Here is a 21182-nt window from a genome sequence, read left to right on the forward strand (position 1 = left end):
TCCCGCAAGCTTTCAGCGAGTCGCCGCCAGACTTTCCAAAAAACTCTCCAGAACCAGATGCGGGCGACGGCCCTTGCGTGTAACCGATGCCAGGCTCAGGTCATAAAAACGTGCCTTGGGTTTCAGTGCACGCAAACGGCCTTGCTGCACCCAGAGGCTGGCGTAGTGATCCGGCAGGTAACCAATGTAGCGCCCGGTCAGGATCAGAAAGGCCATGCCCTCGCGATCCGACGCACTGGCGGTGCAATTGAGCGCCTGGTAATGGGCCTGAATCTCGGCGGGCAAACGGAAGGTCGGGGCGATGGCGTCCTGGCTGTTGAGGCGCTCATCGTCCAGTTGTTTGTCGTCGACATAGAACAGCGGATGGCCGACCGCGCAATACAGCAGCGAGCGTTCGCTGTAGAGCGGCTGATACTCCAGCCCCGACAACGCGCTGGCTTGCGGCACCACGCCAACATGCAAGCGACCGTCGAGCACGCCCTGTTCGACTTCATTGGGCGCGATCATGCGGATCTGGATCTGCACGTCGGGGCCGCGTTCCTTCAGTTGGGCCAGGGCGTGGGTGATGCGCATGTGGGGCAGGGTGACCAGGTTGTCGGTCAGGCCGATGGTTAATTCGCCGCGCAAGTGTTGGTGCAGGCCGTTGACCTCGGTGCGGAAACTTTCCAGCGCACTTAATAGCTGCAACGCAGATTGGTAGACCTCACGGCCTTCTTCGGTCAGGGAAAACCCCGCGCGACCTCGCTGGCACAGGCGCAGCCCCAGGCGTTGCTCCAGATCGCTCATTTGCTGGCTGATGGCCGAGCGACCGATACCCAGCACCGATTCCGCCGCGGAGAAGCCGCCACACTCCACCACGCTACGAAAAATCCGTAGCAGGCGGATATCAAAGTCACTGACTTGCGCCAGCGGATCGGGGCGACGGGTACTCATGCTTTATTTGCTCAAAGTTTAGTCTATGACTGACTGAAGGTTAGAAAAGTTGGATTTCACCGACTTTATCCCCGTGGCAATTTAGCTGCAAGAACGCTTTTGATCTCCACGCCGCTTATTTGCTCTGCGAGGTTTTGCCCATGAACGTGCCTGAAAACGCCCCGACTTCCCTGGCCAGCCAGCTCAAGCTTGACGCTCACTGGATGCCCTACACCGCGAACCGCAATTTCCAGCGTGACCCGCGCCTGATCGTGGCGGCCGAGGGCAGTTGGCTGACAGACGACAAGGGCCGCAAGGTCTACGATTCGCTCTCGGGCCTGTGGACCTGCGGCGCCGGGCACACCCGCAAGGAAATCCAGGAGGCGGTGGCCAAGCAATTGGGCACTCTCGATTACTCGCCGGGCTTCCAGTACGGTCACCCGCTGTCGTTCCAGTTGGCCGAGAAAATCACCGACCTGACCCCGGGCAATCTGAATCACGTGTTCTTCACCGATTCGGGTTCCGAATGTGCAGATACCGCGGTGAAAATGGTGCGTGCCTACTGGCGCCTGAAAGGCCAGGCGACCAAGACCAAGATGATCGGCCGCGCTCGTGGTTATCACGGCGTGAACATCGCCGGCACCAGCCTCGGCGGCGTGAATGGCAACCGCAAACTGTTCGGTCAGGCGATGATGGATGTCGATCATCTGCCGCACACCTTGTTGGCGAGCAATGCTTTCACTCGTGGCATGCCGGAGCAGGGTGGTATCGCGCTGGCGGATGAATTGCTCAAGTTGATCGAACTGCACGATGCCTCGAACATCGCAGCGGTATTCGTCGAGCCATTGGCCGGCTCCGCTGGCGTGCTGGTTCCGCCGCAGGGTTACCTCAAACGTCTGCGCGAGATCTGCGATCAGCACAACATCCTGCTGGTGTTCGACGAAGTGATCACCGGTTTCGGTCGTACCGGTTCGATGTTCGGTGCCGACAGCTTTGGTGTCACTCCGGACCTGATGTGTATTGCCAAGCAAGTCACCAACGGCGCGATCCCGATGGGCGCGGTGATTGCCAGCTCCGAGATCTACCAGACCTTCATGAACCAGGCGACGCCTGAGTACGCGGTGGAATTCCCGCACGGCTACACCTATTCCGCGCACCCGGTGGCTTGCGCCGCAGGCCTGGCGGCACTCGACCTGCTGCAAAAGGAAAACCTGGTGCAGAGCGTGGCCGAAGTCGCACCGCATTTCGAAAACGCACTGCACGGTGTGAAGGGCAGCAAGAACGTCATCGACATTCGCAACTACGGGTTGGCCGGTGCGATCCAGATTGCACCTCGCGACGGCGATGCCATCGTGCGTCCGTTCGAAGCTGGCATGGCGCTGTGGAAAGCCGGGTTCTACGTGCGCTTCGGCGGCGACACCCTGCAGTTCGGCCCAACCTTCAACAGCAAGCCGCAGGACCTTGATCGTCTGTTCGATGCAGTCGGCGAAGTGCTGAACAAGATCGACTGATTCCCTCTTCTATATAAAGGCGTCCTTTCAAAGGACGCCTGTGGACAATTTCAGGAGCCCCGCATGAGCCTCATCCCGCATTTGATCAATGGCGAACTGGTGACCGAAGACGGTCGCACGGCCGATGTGTTCAACCCGTCCACCGGCCAGGTTATCCACAAGCTGCCGTTGGCCAGCCGCGAAACCATTCAGAAAGCCATCGACTCTGCCAAGGCTGCGTTCCCGGCCTGGCGCAATACGCCAGCGGCCAAGCGCGCTCAGGTGATGTTCCGTTTCAAGCAACTGCTGGAACAGAACGAATCCCGCATCGCACAACTGATCAGCGAAGAACACGGCAAGACCCTGGAAGATGCTGCCGGTGAATTGAAGCGCGGGATCGAGAACGTCGAGTTCGCGTGCGCGGCACCAGAAATCCTCAAGGGTGAGTACAGCCGTAATGTCGGGCCGAACATCGATGCCTGGTCGGATTTCCAGCCATTGGGCGTAGTGGCCGGCATTACCCCGTTCAACTTCCCGGCCATGGTGCCGCTGTGGATGTATCCGTTGGCGATCGTCTGTGGCAACTGCTTTATCCTCAAGCCGTCCGAGCGCGATCCAAGCTCCACGCTGCTGATCGCTCAATTGTTACTGGAAGCCGGCCTGCCGAAAGGCGTGCTGAGTGTGGTGCATGGCGACAAGGCCGCAGTGGACGCACTGATTGAAGCGCCGGAAGTCAAAGCGTTGAGCTTCGTCGGTTCGACGCCGATTGCCGAATACATCTACGCCGAAGGCACCAAGCGCGGCAAACGCGTCCAGGCGCTGGGCGGGGCGAAGAACCATGCGGTATTGATGCCGGATGCGGATCTGGATAACGCGGTCAGCGCGTTGATGGGCGCCGCTTACGGTTCGTGCGGTGAGCGCTGCATGGCGATTTCGGTGGCCGTGTGTGTCGGTGACCAGGTGGCGGATGCGTTGGTGGCCAAACTGACACCGCAGATCAAGGCACTGAAAATCGGCGCTGGTACAACTTGTGGCCTGGACATGGGGCCTCTGGTCACCGGTCAGGCGCGGGACAAGGTCAGCGGTTATGTTGAAGACGGCGTAGCCGCCGGTGCGAAGCTGGTGGTGGACGGTCGTGGTCTGAGCGTGGCCGGTCATGAGGACGGCTTCTTCCTGGGTGGCTGCCTGTTCGATAACGTCACGCCAGAGATGCGCATCTATAAAGAAGAGATCTTCGGGCCGGTGCTGTGCGTCGTCCGGGTCAACAGCCTGGAAGAGGCGATGCAACTGATCAATGATCACGAGTATGGCAATGGCACCTGCATCTTTACCCGTGATGGGGAAGCGGCGCGGTTGTTCTGCGATGAGATCGAAGTGGGTATGGTCGGCGTCAACGTACCGTTGCCGGTGCCAGTGGCGTATCACAGCTTTGGCGGCTGGAAGCGTTCGCTGTTCGGCGATCTGCATGCTTATGGCCCGGATGGCGTGCGGTTCTATACGCGTCGCAAGGCTATTACCCAGCGCTGGCCGCAACGGGCAAGCCATGAAGCTTCGCAATTCGCATTCCCTAGCTTGTAAGTAGAAGGGCAGAAGGCCGACCTCTTGAGGTCGGCCTTTGTGTTTTCGGGCTGTTTTGACCGATATGACAGAAATGTGAAATTAGAGGTTGACGGCAGATCCTGGACGTCTATAATTCGCCCCACTTCCGGCGCAGTCGAAACGTAAAACTCCTTGGTAAACAACGAGTTACGCAGTTTTCGGCAGCGGTTACGCTTCAGTTCATCGAAGCCAGAAGGAGTTGGTAAGGCAGGGTGTTGTCGCCTTATTGACGGTTCGATCCTCTCGGTCGAAAGCGGAGAAAAAGAGGTGTTGACAGCAGCGACTAACGCTGTAGAATTCGCCTCCCGCTAACGAGAGATCGGAAGCGCAAGTGGTTGAAGTTGCTGATGTTTCTTACGGGAAACTTTGAAAACTTCTGAAAATAACCGCTTGACAGCAACAGAGGCTGCTGTAGAATGCGCGCCTCGGTTGAGACGAAAGATCTTAACCAACCGCTCTTTAACAACTGAATCAAGCAATTCGTGTGGGTGCTTGTGGAGTCAGACTGATAGTCAACAAGATTATCAGCATCACAAGTTACTCCGCGAGAAATCAAAGATGTAACCAACGATTGCTGAGCCAAGTTTAGGGTTTCTTAAAAACCCAAAGATGTTTGAACTGAAGAGTTTGATCATGGCTCAGATTGAACGCTGGCGGCAGGCCTAACACATGCAAGTCGAGCGGCAGCACGGGTACTTGTACCTGGTGGCGAGCGGCGGACGGGTGAGTAATGCCTAGGAATCTGCCTGGTAGTGGGGGATAACGTTCGGAAACGAACGCTAATACCGCATACGTCCTACGGGAGAAAGCAGGGGACCTTCGGGCCTTGCGCTATCAGATGAGCCTAGGTCGGATTAGCTAGTTGGTGAGGTAATGGCTCACCAAGGCGACGATCCGTAACTGGTCTGAGAGGATGATCAGTCACACTGGAACTGAGACACGGTCCAGACTCCTACGGGAGGCAGCAGTGGGGAATATTGGACAATGGGCGAAAGCCTGATCCAGCCATGCCGCGTGTGTGAAGAAGGTCTTCGGATTGTAAAGCACTTTAAGTTGGGAGGAAGGGCAGTTGCCTAATACGTAATTGTTTTGACGTTACCGACAGAATAAGCACCGGCTAACTCTGTGCCAGCAGCCGCGGTAATACAGAGGGTGCAAGCGTTAATCGGAATTACTGGGCGTAAAGCGCGCGTAGGTGGTTCGTTAAGTTGGATGTGAAATCCCCGGGCTCAACCTGGGAACTGCATTCAAAACTGTCGAGCTAGAGTATGGTAGAGGGTGGTGGAATTTCCTGTGTAGCGGTGAAATGCGTAGATATAGGAAGGAACACCAGTGGCGAAGGCGACCACCTGGACTGATACTGACACTGAGGTGCGAAAGCGTGGGGAGCAAACAGGATTAGATACCCTGGTAGTCCACGCCGTAAACGATGTCAACTAGCCGTTGGGAGCCTTGAGCTCTTAGTGGCGCAGCTAACGCATTAAGTTGACCGCCTGGGGAGTACGGCCGCAAGGTTAAAACTCAAATGAATTGACGGGGGCCCGCACAAGCGGTGGAGCATGTGGTTTAATTCGAAGCAACGCGAAGAACCTTACCAGGCCTTGACATCCAATGAACTTTCCAGAGATGGATTGGTGCCTTCGGGAACATTGAGACAGGTGCTGCATGGCTGTCGTCAGCTCGTGTCGTGAGATGTTGGGTTAAGTCCCGTAACGAGCGCAACCCTTGTCCTTAGTTACCAGCACGTAATGGTGGGCACTCTAAGGAGACTGCCGGTGACAAACCGGAGGAAGGTGGGGATGACGTCAAGTCATCATGGCCCTTACGGCCTGGGCTACACACGTGCTACAATGGTCGGTACAGAGGGTTGCCAAGCCGCGAGGTGGAGCTAATCCCACAAAACCGATCGTAGTCCGGATCGCAGTCTGCAACTCGACTGCGTGAAGTCGGAATCGCTAGTAATCGCGAATCAGAATGTCGCGGTGAATACGTTCCCGGGCCTTGTACACACCGCCCGTCACACCATGGGAGTGGGTTGCACCAGAAGTAGCTAGTCTAACCTTCGGGGGGACGGTTACCACGGTGTGATTCATGACTGGGGTGAAGTCGTAACAAGGTAGCCGTAGGGGAACCTGCGGCTGGATCACCTCCTTAATCGACGACATCAGCTGCTCCATAAGTTCCCACACGAATTGCTTGATTCATTGAAGAAGACGATACGAAGCAGCCCGAAATTGGGTCTGTAGCTCAGTTGGTTAGAGCGCACCCCTGATAAGGGTGAGGTCGGCAGTTCGAATCTGCCCAGACCCACCAATTTTGTGTGGGAATACCTGTAGAAATACGGGGCCATAGCTCAGCTGGGAGAGCGCCTGCCTTGCACGCAGGAGGTCAACGGTTCGATCCCGTTTGGCTCCACCACTACTGCTTCTGTTGTTGAAAGCTTAGAAATGAGCATTCCATCGTGATGATGGTGAATGTTGATTTCTAGTCTTTGGCTAGATCGTTCTTTAAAAATTTGGGTATGTGATAGAAAGATAGACTGAACGTTACTTTCACTGGTAACGGATCAGGCTAAGGTAAAATTTGTGAGTTGCTCTTTGAGCAAGTGCGAATTTTCGGCGAATGTCGTCTTCACAGTATAACCAGATTGCTTGGGGTTATATGGTCAAGTGAAGAAGCGCATACGGTGGATGCCTTGGCAGTCAGAGGCGATGAAAGACGTGGTAGCCTGCGAAAAGCTTCGGGGAGTCGGCAAACAGACTTTGATCCGGAGATGTCTGAATGGGGGAACCCAGCCATCATAAGATGGTTATCTTGTACTGAATACATAGGTGCAAGAGGCGAACCAGGGGAACTGAAACATCTAAGTACCCTGAGGAAAAGAAATCAACCGAGATTCCCTTAGTAGTGGCGAGCGAACGGGGACTAGCCCTTAAGTGGCTTTGAGATTAGCGGAACGCTCTGGAAAGTGCGGCCATAGTGGGTGATAGCCCTGTACGCGAAAATCTCTTAGTCATGAAATCGAGTAGGACGGAGCACGAGAAACTTTGTCTGAATATGGGGGGACCATCCTCCAAGGCTAAATACTACTGACTGACCGATAGTGAACTAGTACCGTGAGGGAAAGGCGAAAAGAACCCCGGAGAGGGGAGTGAAATAGATCCTGAAACCGTATGCGTACAAGCAGTGGGAGCCCACTTTGTTGGGTGACTGCGTACCTTTTGTATAATGGGTCAGCGACTTATTTTCAGTGGCGAGCTTAACCGAATAGGGGAGGCGTAGCGAAAGCGAGTCTTAATAGGGCGTCTAGTCGCTGGGAATAGACCCGAAACCGGGCGATCTATCCATGGGCAGGTTGAAGGTTAGGTAACACTGACTGGAGGACCGAACCGACTACCGTTGAAAAGTTAGCGGATGACCTGTGGATCGGAGTGAAAGGCTAATCAAGCTCGGAGATAGCTGGTTCTCCTCGAAAGCTATTTAGGTAGCGCCTCATGTATCACTGTAGGGGGTAGAGCACTGTTTCGGCTAGGGGGTCATCCCGACTTACCAAACCGATGCAAACTCCGAATACCTACAAGTGCCGAGCATGGGAGACACACGGCGGGTGCTAACGTCCGTCGTGAAAAGGGAAACAACCCAGACCGTCAGCTAAGGTCCCAAAGTTATGGTTAAGTGGGAAACGATGTGGGAAGGCTTAGACAGCTAGGAGGTTGGCTTAGAAGCAGCCACCCTTTAAAGAAAGCGTAATAGCTCACTAGTCGAGTCGGCCTGCGCGGAAGATGTAACGGGGCTCAAACCATACACCGAAGCTACGGGTATCACTTAGGTGATGCGGTAGAGGAGCGTTCTGTAAGCCTGTGAAGGTGAGTTGAGAAGCTTGCTGGAGGTATCAGAAGTGCGAATGCTGACATGAGTAACGACAATGGGTGTGAAAAACACCCACGCCGAAAGACCAAGGTTTCCTGCGCAACGTTAATCGACGCAGGGTTAGTCGGTCCCTAAGGCGAGGCTGAAAAGCGTAGTCGATGGAAAACAGGTTAATATTCCTGTACTTCTGGTTATTGCGATGGAGGGACGGAGAAGGCTAGGCCAGCTTGGCGTTGGTTGTCCAAGTTTAAGGTGGTAGGCTGGAATCTTAGGTAAATCCGGGATTCCAAGGCCGAGAGCTGATGACGAGTGTTCTTTTAGAACACGAAGTGGTTGATGCCATGCTTCCAAGAAAAGCTTCTAAGCTTCAGGTAACCAGGAACCGTACCCCAAACCGACACAGGTGGTTGGGTAGAGAATACCAAGGCGCTTGAGAGAACTCGGGTGAAGGAACTAGGCAAAATGGCACCGTAACTTCGGGAGAAGGTGCGCCGGTGAGGGTGAAGCACTTGCTGCGTAAGCCCACGCCGGTCGAAGATACCAGGCCGCTGCGACTGTTTATTAAAAACACAGCACTCTGCAAACACGAAAGTGGACGTATAGGGTGTGACGCCTGCCCGGTGCCGGAAGGTTAATTGATGGGGTTAGCTAACGCGAAGCTCTTGATCGAAGCCCCGGTAAACGGCGGCCGTAACTATAACGGTCCTAAGGTAGCGAAATTCCTTGTCGGGTAAGTTCCGACCTGCACGAATGGCGTAACGATGGCGGCGCTGTCTCCACCCGAGACTCAGTGAAATTGAAATCGCTGTGAAGATGCAGTGTATCCGCGGCTAGACGGAAAGACCCCGTGAACCTTTACTATAGCTTTGCACTGGACTTTGAATTTGCTTGTGTAGGATAGGTGGGAGGCTTTGAAGCGTGGACGCCAGTTCGCGTGGAGCCATCCTTGAAATACCACCCTGGCAACTTTGAGGTTCTAACTCAGGTCCGTTATCCGGATCGAGGACAGTGTATGGTGGGTAGTTTGACTGGGGCGGTCTCCTCCTAAAGAGTAACGGAGGAGTACGAAGGTGCGCTCAGACCGGTCGGAAATCGGTCGTAGAGTATAAAGGCAAAAGCGCGCTTGACTGCGAGACAGACACGTCGAGCAGGTACGAAAGTAGGTCTTAGTGATCCGGTGGTTCTGTATGGAAGGGCCATCGCTCAACGGATAAAAGGTACTCCGGGGATAACAGGCTGATACCGCCCAAGAGTTCATATCGACGGCGGTGTTTGGCACCTCGATGTCGGCTCATCACATCCTGGGGCTGAAGCCGGTCCCAAGGGTATGGCTGTTCGCCATTTAAAGTGGTACGCGAGCTGGGTTTAGAACGTCGTGAGACAGTTCGGTCCCTATCTGCCGTGGACGTTTGAGATTTGAGAGGGGCTGCTCCTAGTACGAGAGGACCGGAGTGGACGAACCTCTGGTGTTCCGGTTGTCACGCCAGTGGCATTGCCGGGTAGCTATGTTCGGAATAGATAACCGCTGAAAGCATCTAAGCGGGAAACTAGCCTCAAGATGAGATCTCACTGGGACCTTGAGTCCCCTGAAGGGCCGTCGAAGACTACGACGTTGATAGGTTGGGTGTGTAAGCGCTGTGAGGCGTTGAGCTAACCAATACTAATTGCCCGTGAGGCTTGACCATATAACACCCAAGCAATTTGCGCTTAAGAGCCAGATTGCGGTGTGTGAAGACGCAATGAACCGAAAGTTCGCAACCATTCACAAAAGCCGCACAAACTATCGCATACCCAATTTGCTGAAGCGTCGAAAGACGGTTCGGTACCCGAATTTCTTGACGACCATAGAGCATTGGAACCACCTGATCCCATCCCGAACTCAGAAGTGAAACGATGCATCGCCGATGGTAGTGTGGGGTTTCCCCATGTGAGAGTAGGTCATCGTCAAGATTAAATTCCGAAACCCCTATCTGCGTATGCAGGTAGGGGTTTTGTTTTGTCCGCAGGAAAGTTCGTACAGCAACATCGGAACGGTCCCGGCTGTCACGGTCTGCCGACAGTGCTAAGGTTCGGCCCTAGCTTTTGTATTTTCCCAAGGAAGCCTTTATGCCGGACGCTACGTCCCTCAGTGCTGGTTTTATGGTGGTTCACGGCAACCGCCTGGACGAGCTGCGCAGCCTGGTGGTCAGTTGGATGCGGCGCTACCCGCTGGCTCCCTTGGAAAATGAAATCGCCCTGGTGCAGAGCAACGGCATCGCCCAATGGCTGAAGCTGGCACTGGCCGAAGACCCTGAAGATGACGACATGGGCGGCTGCGGAATCGCTGCCGCCATCGATGTGCAGTTGCCAGGCAGCTTCATGTGGCAGCTCTATCGCATGGTGCTGGGACGTGACGAAATCCCGGCCAAGTCCCTGCTCGATAAAGCCCCTCTGACCTGGCGCCTGATGCGTCTGCTGCCACAGTTGATCAACCAACCGCACTTCGAACCCCTGCAGCGCTTCCTTACGAATGACACCGACTTACGCAAACGCTATCAATTGGCGGAGCGACTGGCGGATCTATTCGACCAATATCAGGTGTACAGGGCGGACTGGCTCGAAGACTGGGCAGAAGGCCGTCACCAATTACGAAATGGTAGAGGCGAAGCCAAAGCTCTGACTCCGGCCAACTGCTGGCAAGCAGAGCTGTGGCGTGCGCTGTTGCTGGATGTCGGTGCACAAGGCATGGCGCAAAGCCGCGCGGGTGTCCACCAACGCTTTATCGAGCGTATCAATAGTCTCGACAGGGCGCCCAGTGGGTTGCCGTCCAGGGTGATTGTTTTCGGGATTTCTTCACTGCCAGCTCAAGCCTTGGAAGCGCTTGCCGGGCTGGCTCGATTCAGTCAGGTCTTGCTGTGCGTACACAACCCATGTCGCCACCATTGGGCGGACATCGTCGCCGATAAAGACCTGTTGCGGCATCAATACAAGCGCCAGGCTCGCAAGCGCGGCATGCCGGTTGTGCTTGATCCGCAAACGCTCCATCAGCATGCCCACCCGCTATTGGCGGCGTGGGGCAAGCAGGGGCGGGACTACATCAATCTGCTCGACAGTTACGACGATCCCAACAGCTATCGCTCGGCATTTCGCGATGGGCGCATCGACCTTTTCAGCGATAACCAGCCTCAGAGCATGCTCAATCAGTTGCAGGACGACATCCTGGAATTGCGCCCCCTGAGCGAAACTCGCGAGAGTTGGCCTGCAGTCGATCTGACAAAGGACGAATCGATCCGTTTTCACATCGCCCATAGTGCTCAACGCGAAGTGGAGATTCTCCACGATCAGCTGCTCGCACGATTCAGTGCTGATCCAGACTTAAGGCCTCGCGACGTGATCGTGATGGTTCCAGACATCGACAGTTACGCCCCCCACATCCGCGCTGTCTTTGGTCAGCTTGATCGCCACGATCCACGCTTCATTCCCTTTACGCTCGCGGATCAAGGCCAGCGCGGCAGGGACCCGCTACTGATCGCTGTCGAGCATCTGCTCAAGCTGCCCGACAGTCGTTTCCCCGTCAGTGAGATTCTCGATCTGCTGGACGTTCCGGCATTACGCGCTCGCTTTGGCGTAGAGGAACGTGACCTGCCGACCTTGCACCGCTGGATCGAAGGCGCAGGTATCCGTTGGGGGATGAATGCCGAGCAGCGTGCGGGTCTGGGCCTGCCGGAAGAACTGGAGCAAAACAGTTGGCGTTTCGGCTTGCGACGGATGTTGCTTGGTTATGCCGTGGGCAGCGCCAGTGCCTGCGAGGGTATTGAACCCTACGACGAGATCGGTGGCCTGGATGCTGCGCTCATAGGTCCTTTGGTCGCACTGCTGGATGCACTGGAGATTGCCCACCAGGAGCTCACCCAACCTGCGTCGCCCAAACTCTGGGGCATCCGCTTGCAAGCACTGGTGCAGTTGTTTTTCCAGGCCAGTAATGAGCATGACGACTATTTATTGGCCCAGCTCGAAGAGCTGCGTGAGACCTGGCTTGAGACCTGCGAGTCGGTAGGCTTGCAGGACGAGTTACCGCTGACCGTAGTCCGTGAAGCCTGGCTGGCTGGCCTCGACCAAGGTCGCTTGTCTCAGCGCTTTCTCGCCGGTGCCGTCAATTTCTGTACCTTGATGCCCATGCGAGCGATCCCGTTCAAACTGGTCTGCCTGCTGGGCATGAATGACGGCGATTACCCTCGCGCGCAGCCGCCACTGGACTTCGACCTGATGGGCAGCGACTACCGGCCCGGCGATCGTTCCCGGCGTGAAGATGATCGCTATCTGTTGCTGGAAGCCTTGTTGTCGGCGCGGGACCAACTCTATATCAGCTGGGTCGGCCGCAGTATTCGGGACAACAGTGAGCGCCCGGCTTCGGTATTGATAGGACAGCTACGTGATCATCTCGCCAGCGGTTGGCGATTGCATGATGACAAGGCTGATCTGCTTGAGTCCATGACTCAGGAACATCCGCTGCAACCCTTCAGTGCACGCTACTTCCATGAAGGCGATGATTTGTTCAGCTACGCCAGCGAGTGGCAGGTACTTCATCAGTCCAGCGGTTTGACGCCTGCCATCGAGGTTCTTGAGCCCTATATTCAGGACGAGCCGCTGAGCCTGGGTCAGTTGCTGGATTTTCTGCGCAATCCGGTACGGCATTTCTTCAGTCAGCGACTCAAAGTGTTCTTCGAGGCTGCCGAAGCGCCTCTGGCGGATGAAGAGCCATTTGTACTCGACGCGCTGCAACGCTATAGCCTCAGCGACAGCTTGCTCGAAGCAGCGCTCGGGCAATTGGACCAAATCGATCAGGTACTGGAAGCACAGGCGAAACGTCTGCAGAACAGCGGGCTCTTGCCCATGGCCGGTTTCGGCGAATGTCTGCAGCGAGAGTTGATCGAGCCGTTGCCGGATCTGTTGCAGCGCTATCGACAGCTCCTGGCGTTATGGCCTTCCCCACTTGCCAGCGCGTTGCCCGTGAGTCTGGAACTGCATGGGCTGCGCCTGGAGGGCTGGCTCAGTGGCCTGCATCAACGTGCGGACGGTGGTTTGCTATCGGTCACCACGATTCCCAACAGCATCGGCTCGCTCAAGACCCGCAAATGGCATCGTCTGACACGACCATGGATCAATCACCTGGTTGCCTGTGCCAGCGGGATGCCGATGACCACCGCGTTGGTGGCCAGTGACGACAGTCTGTTACTGGCTCCCTTGGCGAAGGATGCAGCACTTGATGCCTTGGGTAATCTGTTGCTGGCCTGGCAAACGGGCATGCGCCAGCCGTTGCCGATTGCCGTAAAAACAGCCTTCGCCTGGCTGGCTCAAACCGATCCGGTCAAGGCTGACGCCGCCGCCCGCAAGGCCTATGAAGGCGATGGCCAGACCACTGATGGTGAGCGCCGCGAAAGCCCGGCACTCGCTCGGCAATACGCCGACTACGATGTTTTGATTGCCGACGAGACCTTCCCCGATTGGTGCGACGCTTTGTATCGGCCGCTGCTTGAGGCTCCCTGGCGTTCATTGACCAGCGAGGAGGCGCGCTCATGACCACGAAAACACCGCTGGCCCTGGCATTCCCCCTGCGTGGAAGCCAACTGATCGAAGCCAGCGCCGGGACGGGCAAGACCTTCACCATTTCTGCGCTGTACTTGCGCCTGGTCCTTGGTCATGGCGACGAGTCGAGTGGTTTTGGCCGTGAATTGCTGCCGCCGCAAATCCTCGTGGTGACCTTCACCGATGCCGCAACCAAAGAACTACGCGAACGTATTCGCACACGGCTGGCTGAAGCTGCGCGGTTTTTCCGCGATGAGACACCGGCGCCGGATGGCCTCATCGCCGAGTTGCGTGAGCAATACCTCCCTGAACAGTGGCCTGGTTGTGCAAACCGTCTGGACATTGCCGCCCAGTGGATGGATGAAGCGGCGGTATCGACCATCCACAGTTGGTGCCAGCGCATGCTGCGCGAACATGCATTCGACAGTGGCAGCCTGTTCACCCAGACCCTGGAAACCGATCACAGTGATTTGCTTGGCGAAGTCCTGCGCGACTACTGGCGACTGTTCTGCTATCCGATGCAAGGCGATGCGCTGAATTGGGTTCGCGGCAACTGGGGGGGGCCGGCAGCGTTGTTGCCGCGAGTGCGTGGGTTGTTCGCCAGCGAGCGTGACAGCGTTGAAGGTAAAGAACCTGCCGAGTTGATCGCCGAGTGCCTGGAGGAACGACGGGCCGCGTTGCTCGAGCTCAAGATGCCCTGGCGCCAATGGGCCGATGAGCTGCTTGCCATCTGTCATCAGGGCGTCGCGAGCAAAAGCGTCGATGGTCGCAAGATGCAGGCGCGCTATTTCGAACCCTGGTTCGAAAAGCTCCGGGCCTGGGCCGAAGACGAATCTCTGGAGCAACTGGACATTGGCACCGGCTTCACTCGCCTGACTCCCGATGGCATGGCTGAAGCCTGGAAAGGTGACGCTCCCCGTCATCCCGGTCTCGATGCGATGCCCGGCCTCAAGGCCAGTCTCGATGGCTTGCCGACCCCCGACGCCGCCGTGCTGCAACATGCCGCCCACTGGGTCGGTGCTCGGTTCGAGGAAGAAAAGCGTCGTCGCGCGGAAATGGGTTTCGATGACATGCTGCTGCGTCTCGATGCGGCGTTGCAGTCCGATGGCGGTGAGCGTCTGGCGACCTTGATCCGCGAGCAGTTCCCGGTTGCGCTGATCGACGAGTTTCAGGACACCGACCCGGTGCAGTACCGAATCTTCGAGAGCATTTATCGCATCGAAGACAACAACCCTGAATCCGGCCTGTTCCTGATCGGCGACCCGAAGCAGGCGATCTATGCCTTTCGCGGTGCCGATATCTATACCTATCTGCGCGCCCGGCAAGCCACCACCGGCCGCCTGCATACCCTGGGTACAAATTTCCGTTCCAGTCATGGCATGGTCAACGCGGTGAACCATGTGTTCGAGCGCGCCGAATCTCGTGAGCAGGGGCGCGGCGCGTTCCTGTTCCGTGAGAGGAGTGGCGAGAACCCGGTACCGTTTCTGCCCGTGGAGTCCCAAGGGCGCAAAGAAGTCCTGCACATTAAGGGTCAGGTTGTGCCTGCCCTGAACATCTGGCATTTGTCCTCTGACCAGCCACTGTCCGGCGTGGTGTATCGACAACAATTGGCCGCCGCCTGCGCCAGTGAAATTACTGCGCTGCTCAATGGCGGTCAGCAAGGCCGTGCGGGCTTCATCCAGGATGGTAAGGATCTCAAAGGCCTGCTGCCGGCGGATATCGCGATTCTGGTGCGCGACGGCAAAGAGGCCCAGGCCGTGCGCGGCGAACTTTCCGCTCGCGGTGTGCGCAGTGTTTACCTGTCAGACAAGGACTCGGTATTCGCCGCGCAGGAGGCCCATGATCTGCTGACGTGGCTCAAGGCCTGTGCCGAACCGGATGTCGAACGTCCCCTGCGTGCCGCGCTGGCCTGCATCACGCTGAACCTTTCACTGGCTGAACTGGAGCGACTGAATCAGGACGAACTGGCCTGGGAAGCACGGGTCATGCAGTTCCGCGGTTATCGCGAGCTCTGGCGCAAGCAGGGCGTGCTGCCCATGTTGCGGCGATTGCTACATGATTTTCAGCTGCCCCAGGCGTTGATCGCGCGCAGCGATGGTGAACGGATATTGACCAACCTGCTGCATTTGTCCGAGTTGCTGCAGCAGGCCGCCGCCGAACTCGATGGCGAGCAAGCACTGATCCGTCATTTGTCCGAGCATCTGGCGTTGTCTGGTCAGGCTGGCGAAGAACAGATCCTGCGCCTGGAAAGCGACGAGCAACTGGTCAAGGTCGTGACCATCCACAAGTCCAAAGGGCTTGAATATCCGTTGGTGTTTCTGCCGTTCATCTGCTCGGCAAAACCGGTGGATGGCAGTCGTCTGCCGCTGCACTACCACGATGCCGCGGGTAAGGCGCAGGTGAGCTTGAAGCCGACGGCCGAGTTGATCGCCCTCGCTGATGATGAGCGTTTGGCCGAAGACCTTCGACTGCTCTATGTGGCCCTGACCCGGGCACAACATGCCTGCTGGCTGGGTGTGACTGATCTCAAACGCGGTAATAACAATGGCTCGGTCCTGCACCTTTCGGCGTTGGGCTATCTGCTGAGCGGTGGTGCGCCATTGGCTGAGTCGGCAGGGCTGCGTCGTTGGCTGGAAGACCTGCAGCAAGACTGCGCGGCGCTGAGCTACGGTGAAATGCCTGACGCGACCGCCGAGCATTACCACCCGCCACGCAATGAAGCGACCTTGCTTGCCCCGCTGATACCCAGGCGCAAGGCCAGCGAAAACTGGTGGATCGCCTCTTACAGTGCCTTACGCATTGGTGACAGTTTGAGCGTGGGCAGTGACGAAGCACCGGAGAGCGCGCAAGCACAAAAGCTGTTTGATGACGAACGTCTTGATCCCGAAGCGCCACGAGAAGTCGCCGCTGGCGGCGCTGATATCCATCGATTCCCTCGTGGGCCGAACCCCGGCACTTTTCTTCATGGATTGCTCGAATGGGCCGGTGACGAAGGATTTGCCGCTGCACCGCAAACCGTGGAAGACGCGATCGCCCGTCGCTGCAACCGCCGTGGCTGGGAAGGCTGGATCACCACATTGAGCGGCTGGCTGCAGCACTTGCTCAAATCCCCGTTGCACATCGGTGGCGGGCAGGCGCCGGTGGTGTTCGAGCAACTGACTCAATACCGGGTCGAGATGGAGTTCTGGTTCGCCAGTCATAAAGTCGATGTACTCAAGCTCGATGAGCTTGTGCGTCAATACACCCATCACGGCGTGGCCCGGGTGGCCGCCGAACCGGTGCTGCTCAATGGCATGTTCAAAGGCTTCATCGACCTGACGTTCGAGCATGAAGGCCGTTACTACGTCGCTGACTACAAATCCAACTGGCTGGGCGTCGATGACGCGGCCTATACCGAGCAGGCCATGGAGCAGTCGATTCTCGATAACCGTTACGACCTGCAATACGTACTGTACCTGCTCGCCCTGCATCGCCAGCTTAAGGCTCGGCTGGTCGATTACGATTACGACCGACATGTCGGTGGAGCGTTGTATCTATTTCTTCGCGGTACTCGAGCGGCCAGCCAGGGTGTGTATTTTGCCCGTCCGCCACGGGAGCTGATCGAGCGCCTGGACCGGTTGTTCCAGGGCAAGCCAGAGCCCAAGGCCGAACCCGCCTGGGAACAGGGAGTATTGCTATGAGTCGCACTTTCGCCGATTTGCTGCCTACGCCGTTGGCGGCCGAAAGTCTGGCGGACCTGGCCCCGTTGAGCCGCGCAGATGACTTGTTGCTGCTGCTCACGCGCTGGGTCGAACGCGGCTGGCTGCGGGCGCTGGACAAGGCCTTCGTCGTGTTTCTCCACGAGCTCGCTCCCGACGATGATCCGCTGGTGCTGCTGGCCGCCGCGTTGATCAGTCACCAACTGGGCCACGGTCATGTCTGCCTGGATCTGTTCGAAACACTGAAAGAGCCGGACTTTGCCCTGTCGCTGCCGCCGGAAGGCGATGTGCAAAGCGGTGCGATGTTGCTGCCGTCGCAATTGCTTGAGGCGCTGGACGGCGCCCATTGGTGCAAGGTGCTGGCGTCCAGTCGTCTGGTGGCTCTGGCCGTCGATGGGCGTGAGGCTGCGCAACACCGGCCGTTGGTGCTGTCGGGCAAGCGCCTGTACCTGCGCCGCTACTGGGCTTACGAACGGCGCATCGACCACGCGCTGCGCCAGCGTCTGGCGACACACGAAGCAACGCCGGGTGATTTGCCCCAACGCCTGAGCGGGCTGTTCGGTCCAGCCAGGCTTGATGACGTGATCGACTGGCAGAAGCTCGCGTGTGCCCTGGCTACCCGAAGTGCATTCAGCATCGTCACCGGCGGCCCGGGAACCGGCAAGACCACCACGGTTGTGCGCTTGCTTGCATTGCTCCAGGCACCCGCAGTGGAGGCCGGTAAACCGCTGCGTATTCGTCTCGCGGCACCCACCGGCAAAGCTGCCGCACGATTGACCGAGTCCATCAGCCAGCAGGTTCAAACCCTGAAAGTGCCTGAAACGGTGCGCGAGAAGATCCCGTCGGATGTGACCACCGTGCACCGTTTGCTCGGCAGTCGTCCCGGTACCCGGCATTTCCGTCACCACGCGGGTAATCGCTTGCCGCTGGATGTATTGGTGGTGGACGAAGCCTCGATGATCGACCTGGAAATGATGGCCAACCTGCTCGATGCGTTGCCGCCACATGCCCGTCTGGTGCTGCTCGGTGACAAGGACCAACTGGCGTCGGTAGAGGCTGGTGCCGTTTTGGGCGATCTGTGTCGTGATGCCGAAGCCGGTTGGTACAGCCCGCAGACCCGCCAGTGGCTGGAGGCGGTCAGCGGTGAACGCCTCGATGCCAGCGGTTTACGGGAAGACACCCACGGTGCGCATCCACTGGCCCAGCAAGTCGTGATGCTGCGTCACTCACGGCGCTTCGGCGAGGGTAGCGGCATTGGTCAGTTGGCCCGTTGGGTCAACCAACAGCATCCCGAGGACGCGCGCAAGTTATTGGCCGCTGCAAGTCATGGCGACGTATTTTCCCTGCCCCTCAAGGGGGAGCAGGACCGTGCTCTGGAGCGCTTGCTGCTCGAAGGCCATGGCGGGGGGCCGCAAGGTTATCGGCATTACCTGAGTCTTTTGCGCAGTCAGCGACCAGCGCTCGACCGCCCGCTCGACGATCCATGCTGGGCTGATTGGGCTCGCGTGGTGCTGCAGGCTTTTGACGCTTTCCAGCTGTTGTGTGCCGTACGCAAAGGGCCTTGGGGCGTGGAAGGTTTGAATCAGCGCGTGACCGATGCGCTGCTCAAGGCACGGCTGATCGACAGCGACCATCAGTGGTACGAAGGTCGGCCCGTGCTGATGACCCGCAACGACTATGGCCTGGGTTTGATGAACGGAGACATTGGCATTGCCCTCAAGCTGCCGGAGCGTGAAGGCCCGGAGGCCGGACGGCACGTGCTGCGTGTGGCCTTCCCGCGTAATGACGGGCAGGGCGGTGTGCGCTTTGTCCTGCCAAGCCGACTCAACGATGTCGACACGGTGTATGCCATGACCGTGCACAAATCCCAAGGCTCGGAATTTGCCCATACGGCGTTGATTCTGCCGGATGCTTTGAATCCTGTGCTTACCAAGGAACTGATCTATACCGGGATAACCCGGGCCAAAGACTGGTTCACCCTGATTGAGCCTCGAGCCGGCGTATTCGAAGAGGCCGTGCGGCGCAAGGTCAAGCGCTTGAGCGGGTTAATGCTGGAGCTGGAAGAGGGTGCCTGGCCGAGCCATTGAGGGGCGGTGCCAGCCGCGGGAATCTGTCCGATGTGCCGGTGCGTCGCCTCGCTGGTGTTTCGGTGCTGTGCTATCGTTGCGGCATCATTTTGTTGCGATCGTAGAGAATTCCTGCATGAAGTTGGCTGTCTGGGCGACAGGGCGCGTCGTTGGCTGCAAACAAGTGCTGCTTGCCGGCCTCCTCTGTTTGTTGACGGGCGTTGCCTGTGCTGAGTCGGAAACTATCGTGAGCAAAGCCGACCAACGTGCCAGGTCGGTCACTCAGGTGGTACTCGGGATCCTCAGTTATGCCCGATGGCCTGTTGAGCCTCAACAACTGCGTCTGTGCGTGGTCGGCCCCACTGAATACACCGACGACCTGGTCAAAGGCACCACACAAGCCACGGGTCGACCGGTTACTGTACGACGGTTGCTGGCCGATAACCCGGCCATCGCCAGTGAATGCGATGCGGTGTACATCGGCAAGCTGACAGGCGATGAACGCAGTCGGCTATTCGCCTCGTTGATGGGACGCCCGGTGGTGAGCATCAGCGAAGGCGGCGATCAGTGCACCGTCGGCAGCCTGTTCTGCCTGCGGGTCGGTGATGAACAGGTGTCCTTCGAGGTTAACCTCGACTCGGTCGCTCGCAGCGGTGTACGCATTCACCCCAGTGTGCTGCAACTGTCGCGCCGCAAGCCGGCGGCGCCATGAGTCTATTCAAACCTCGTATACGTCCGACCCTGGGGTCGGTTATCGGCCGTGGACATTTGATCGTCGCCCTGGTGGGCGTGGCCATGGCCAGTGTTTCATTGACTCTGCTGGGTGTTCTGGCTTTGCGGGTCTATGCCGATCACAACCTGCATCTGATTGCCCGTTCGATCAACTACACCGTGGAAGCCGCGGTGGTGTTCAACGACAAGGCCGCCGCCACCGAAGCGCTGGCATTGATCGCGTCCACTGAAGAAGTGGCTGATGCACAAGTGATGGACGAGCAAGGCGAGTTGCTCGCACGTTGGCAACGACCGGAAACGGGGTGGCTCTCCGATCTTGAAATGCAGATCGCCCGAACGATTCTGGAAAAACCCATCAGCATGCCGATCACTCATCAAGGTCGGGAAATCGGCAGCATCTTGCTCATCGGTCACGGCGGCAGCCTGATGCGCTTTTTGCTCAGCGGTCTGGTCGGAATCGTCTTGTGTACCGCTGTCAGTGCCTGGGTAGCGCTTTATCTGGCGCGTCGGCAATTGCGAGGGATCACCGGCCCGTTGCGCAGCCTGGCTGCCGTGGCTCACGCCGCCCGTAGCGAACGGGCCTTCGACCGGCGCGTACCACCCGCCGACATTGCCGAACTCGACAACCTGGGCAACGACTTCAATGCTTTGCTCGACGAGCTCGAGTCCTGGCAGACCCATCTGCAAAGCGAAAACGAAACCCTGGCCCACCAGGCCAGCCATGACAGCCTTACCGGGTTGCCGAATCGGGCGTTTTTCGAAGGCCGCCTGATGCGCGCCTTGCGCAATGCGGGCAAGCTGGATGAGGGAGTGGCCGTGCTGTTTCTCGACAGCGACCGGTTCAAGGAGATCAACGACAACTTCGGTCACGCTGCCGGTGATGCAGTGCTCATCGCCGTGGCGACCCGGGTTCGTGCGCAGTTGCGTGAAGAGGATCTGGTTGCGCGTCTGGGCGGCGATGAGTTTGCCGTGCTGTTGACGCCGCTGCACAAGATAGAAGACGCCGAACGGATTGCTGACAAAATCATTGCCAGTATGGACGCGCCAATCCCGTTGCCGGGCGGTACCCAGGTGTTGACTTCACTCAGCATCGGCATCGCCGTGTACCCGGATCATGGGCTTACGCCCGGTGCGCTGCTCGATGCTGCAGATGCCGCGATGTATCAGGCCAAACGCCTTTCCCGAGGCGCTCACCACACGGCAGGGTCGGAGCACTCTGTCGCCGATGTTCAAACCAGGAGCTAATTTCT

8 protein-coding genes, 2 tRNA genes and 3 rRNA genes are annotated in these 21182 nt (G+C 57.8%); 12 read left to right on the forward strand and 1 reads right to left on the reverse strand.

All coding sequences use genetic code 11. The annotated features are described in order from the left end of the window. Positions 1-12: 12 nt before the first annotated feature. Positions 13-933 carry a LysR family transcriptional regulator gene (locus ACEN9A_RS02800; RefSeq protein ID WP_007940170.1) on the reverse strand — a complete coding sequence of 307 codons (921 nt, stop codon included), beginning with the start codon at positions 931-933 and terminating at the stop codon, positions 13-15. Between the two features lie 140 nt (positions 934-1073). Here ACEN9A_RS02800 and aptA point away from each other — a divergent pair, with 140 nt between their 5' ends. From aptA to dgcN, 12 genes are all read left to right on the forward strand, one after another. After that, positions 1074-2423, forward strand: coding sequence for an omega-aminotransferase AptA (gene aptA / locus ACEN9A_RS02805; protein ID WP_018928366.1), 1350 nt, complete (start codon positions 1074-1076; stop codon positions 2421-2423). Between the two features lie 63 nt (positions 2424-2486). Beyond that, a complete protein-coding gene (locus tag ACEN9A_RS02810) occupies positions 2487-3980 on the forward strand; it encodes a CoA-acylating methylmalonate-semialdehyde dehydrogenase (protein WP_019582319.1) in 1494 nt (497 codons plus the stop codon). Positions 3981-4616: 636 nt separating this feature from the next. After that, positions 4617-6155: ribosomal RNA gene (locus ACEN9A_RS02815) — 16S ribosomal RNA — on the forward strand. 82 nt (positions 6156-6237) lie between these two features. Beyond that, a tRNA-Ile gene (locus tag ACEN9A_RS02820) sits at positions 6238-6314 on the forward strand. Positions 6315-6343: 29 nt separating this feature from the next. After that, a tRNA-Ala gene (locus ACEN9A_RS02825) sits at positions 6344-6419 on the forward strand. Between the two features lie 245 nt (positions 6420-6664). Then, positions 6665-9556 (forward strand): 23S ribosomal RNA (locus tag ACEN9A_RS02830). 149 nt (positions 9557-9705) lie between these two features. Further along, a 5S ribosomal RNA gene (gene rrf, locus ACEN9A_RS02835) occupies positions 9706-9821 on the forward strand. Together the 16S, 23S and 5S rRNA genes with 2 tRNA genes alongside form the textbook arrangement of a ribosomal RNA operon. 156 nt (positions 9822-9977) lie before the next feature. Beyond that, complete coding sequence (gene recC / locus ACEN9A_RS02840) at positions 9978-13430, forward strand: exodeoxyribonuclease V subunit gamma (RefSeq protein ID WP_258672301.1); 3453 nt, start codon at positions 9978-9980, stop codon at positions 13428-13430. Beyond that, the gene (gene recB / locus ACEN9A_RS02845) at positions 13427-17116 is read left to right on the forward strand and encodes an exodeoxyribonuclease V subunit beta (protein ID WP_258672302.1); all 3690 of its coding nucleotides are present in this window, start codon (positions 13427-13429) and stop codon (positions 17114-17116) included. Before recC ends, recB begins: the two co-directional genes overlap by 4 nt. Then, a complete protein-coding gene (gene recD / locus ACEN9A_RS02850) occupies positions 17113-19221 on the forward strand; it encodes an exodeoxyribonuclease V subunit alpha (RefSeq protein ID WP_258672304.1) in 2109 nt (702 codons plus the stop codon). Before recB ends, recD begins: the two co-directional genes overlap by 4 nt. A 115-nt stretch (positions 19222-19336) precedes the next feature. Further along, positions 19337-19912, forward strand: a complete 576-nt coding sequence (yfiR, locus tag ACEN9A_RS02855) for a regulatory sequestration protein YfiR (protein ID WP_019651014.1) — start codon at positions 19337-19339, stop codon at positions 19910-19912. Continuing rightward, positions 19909-21177 carry a diguanylate cyclase DgcN/YfiN gene (gene dgcN, locus ACEN9A_RS02860; protein WP_258672305.1) on the forward strand — a complete coding sequence of 423 codons (1269 nt, stop codon included), beginning with the start codon at positions 19909-19911 and terminating at the stop codon, positions 21175-21177. The genes yfiR and dgcN overlap by 4 nt, the downstream gene beginning before the upstream one ends. The last annotated feature ends 5 nt before the right edge of the window (positions 21178-21182 follow it).

The organism is Pseudomonas sp. Pseusp18 (assembly GCF_059506005.1).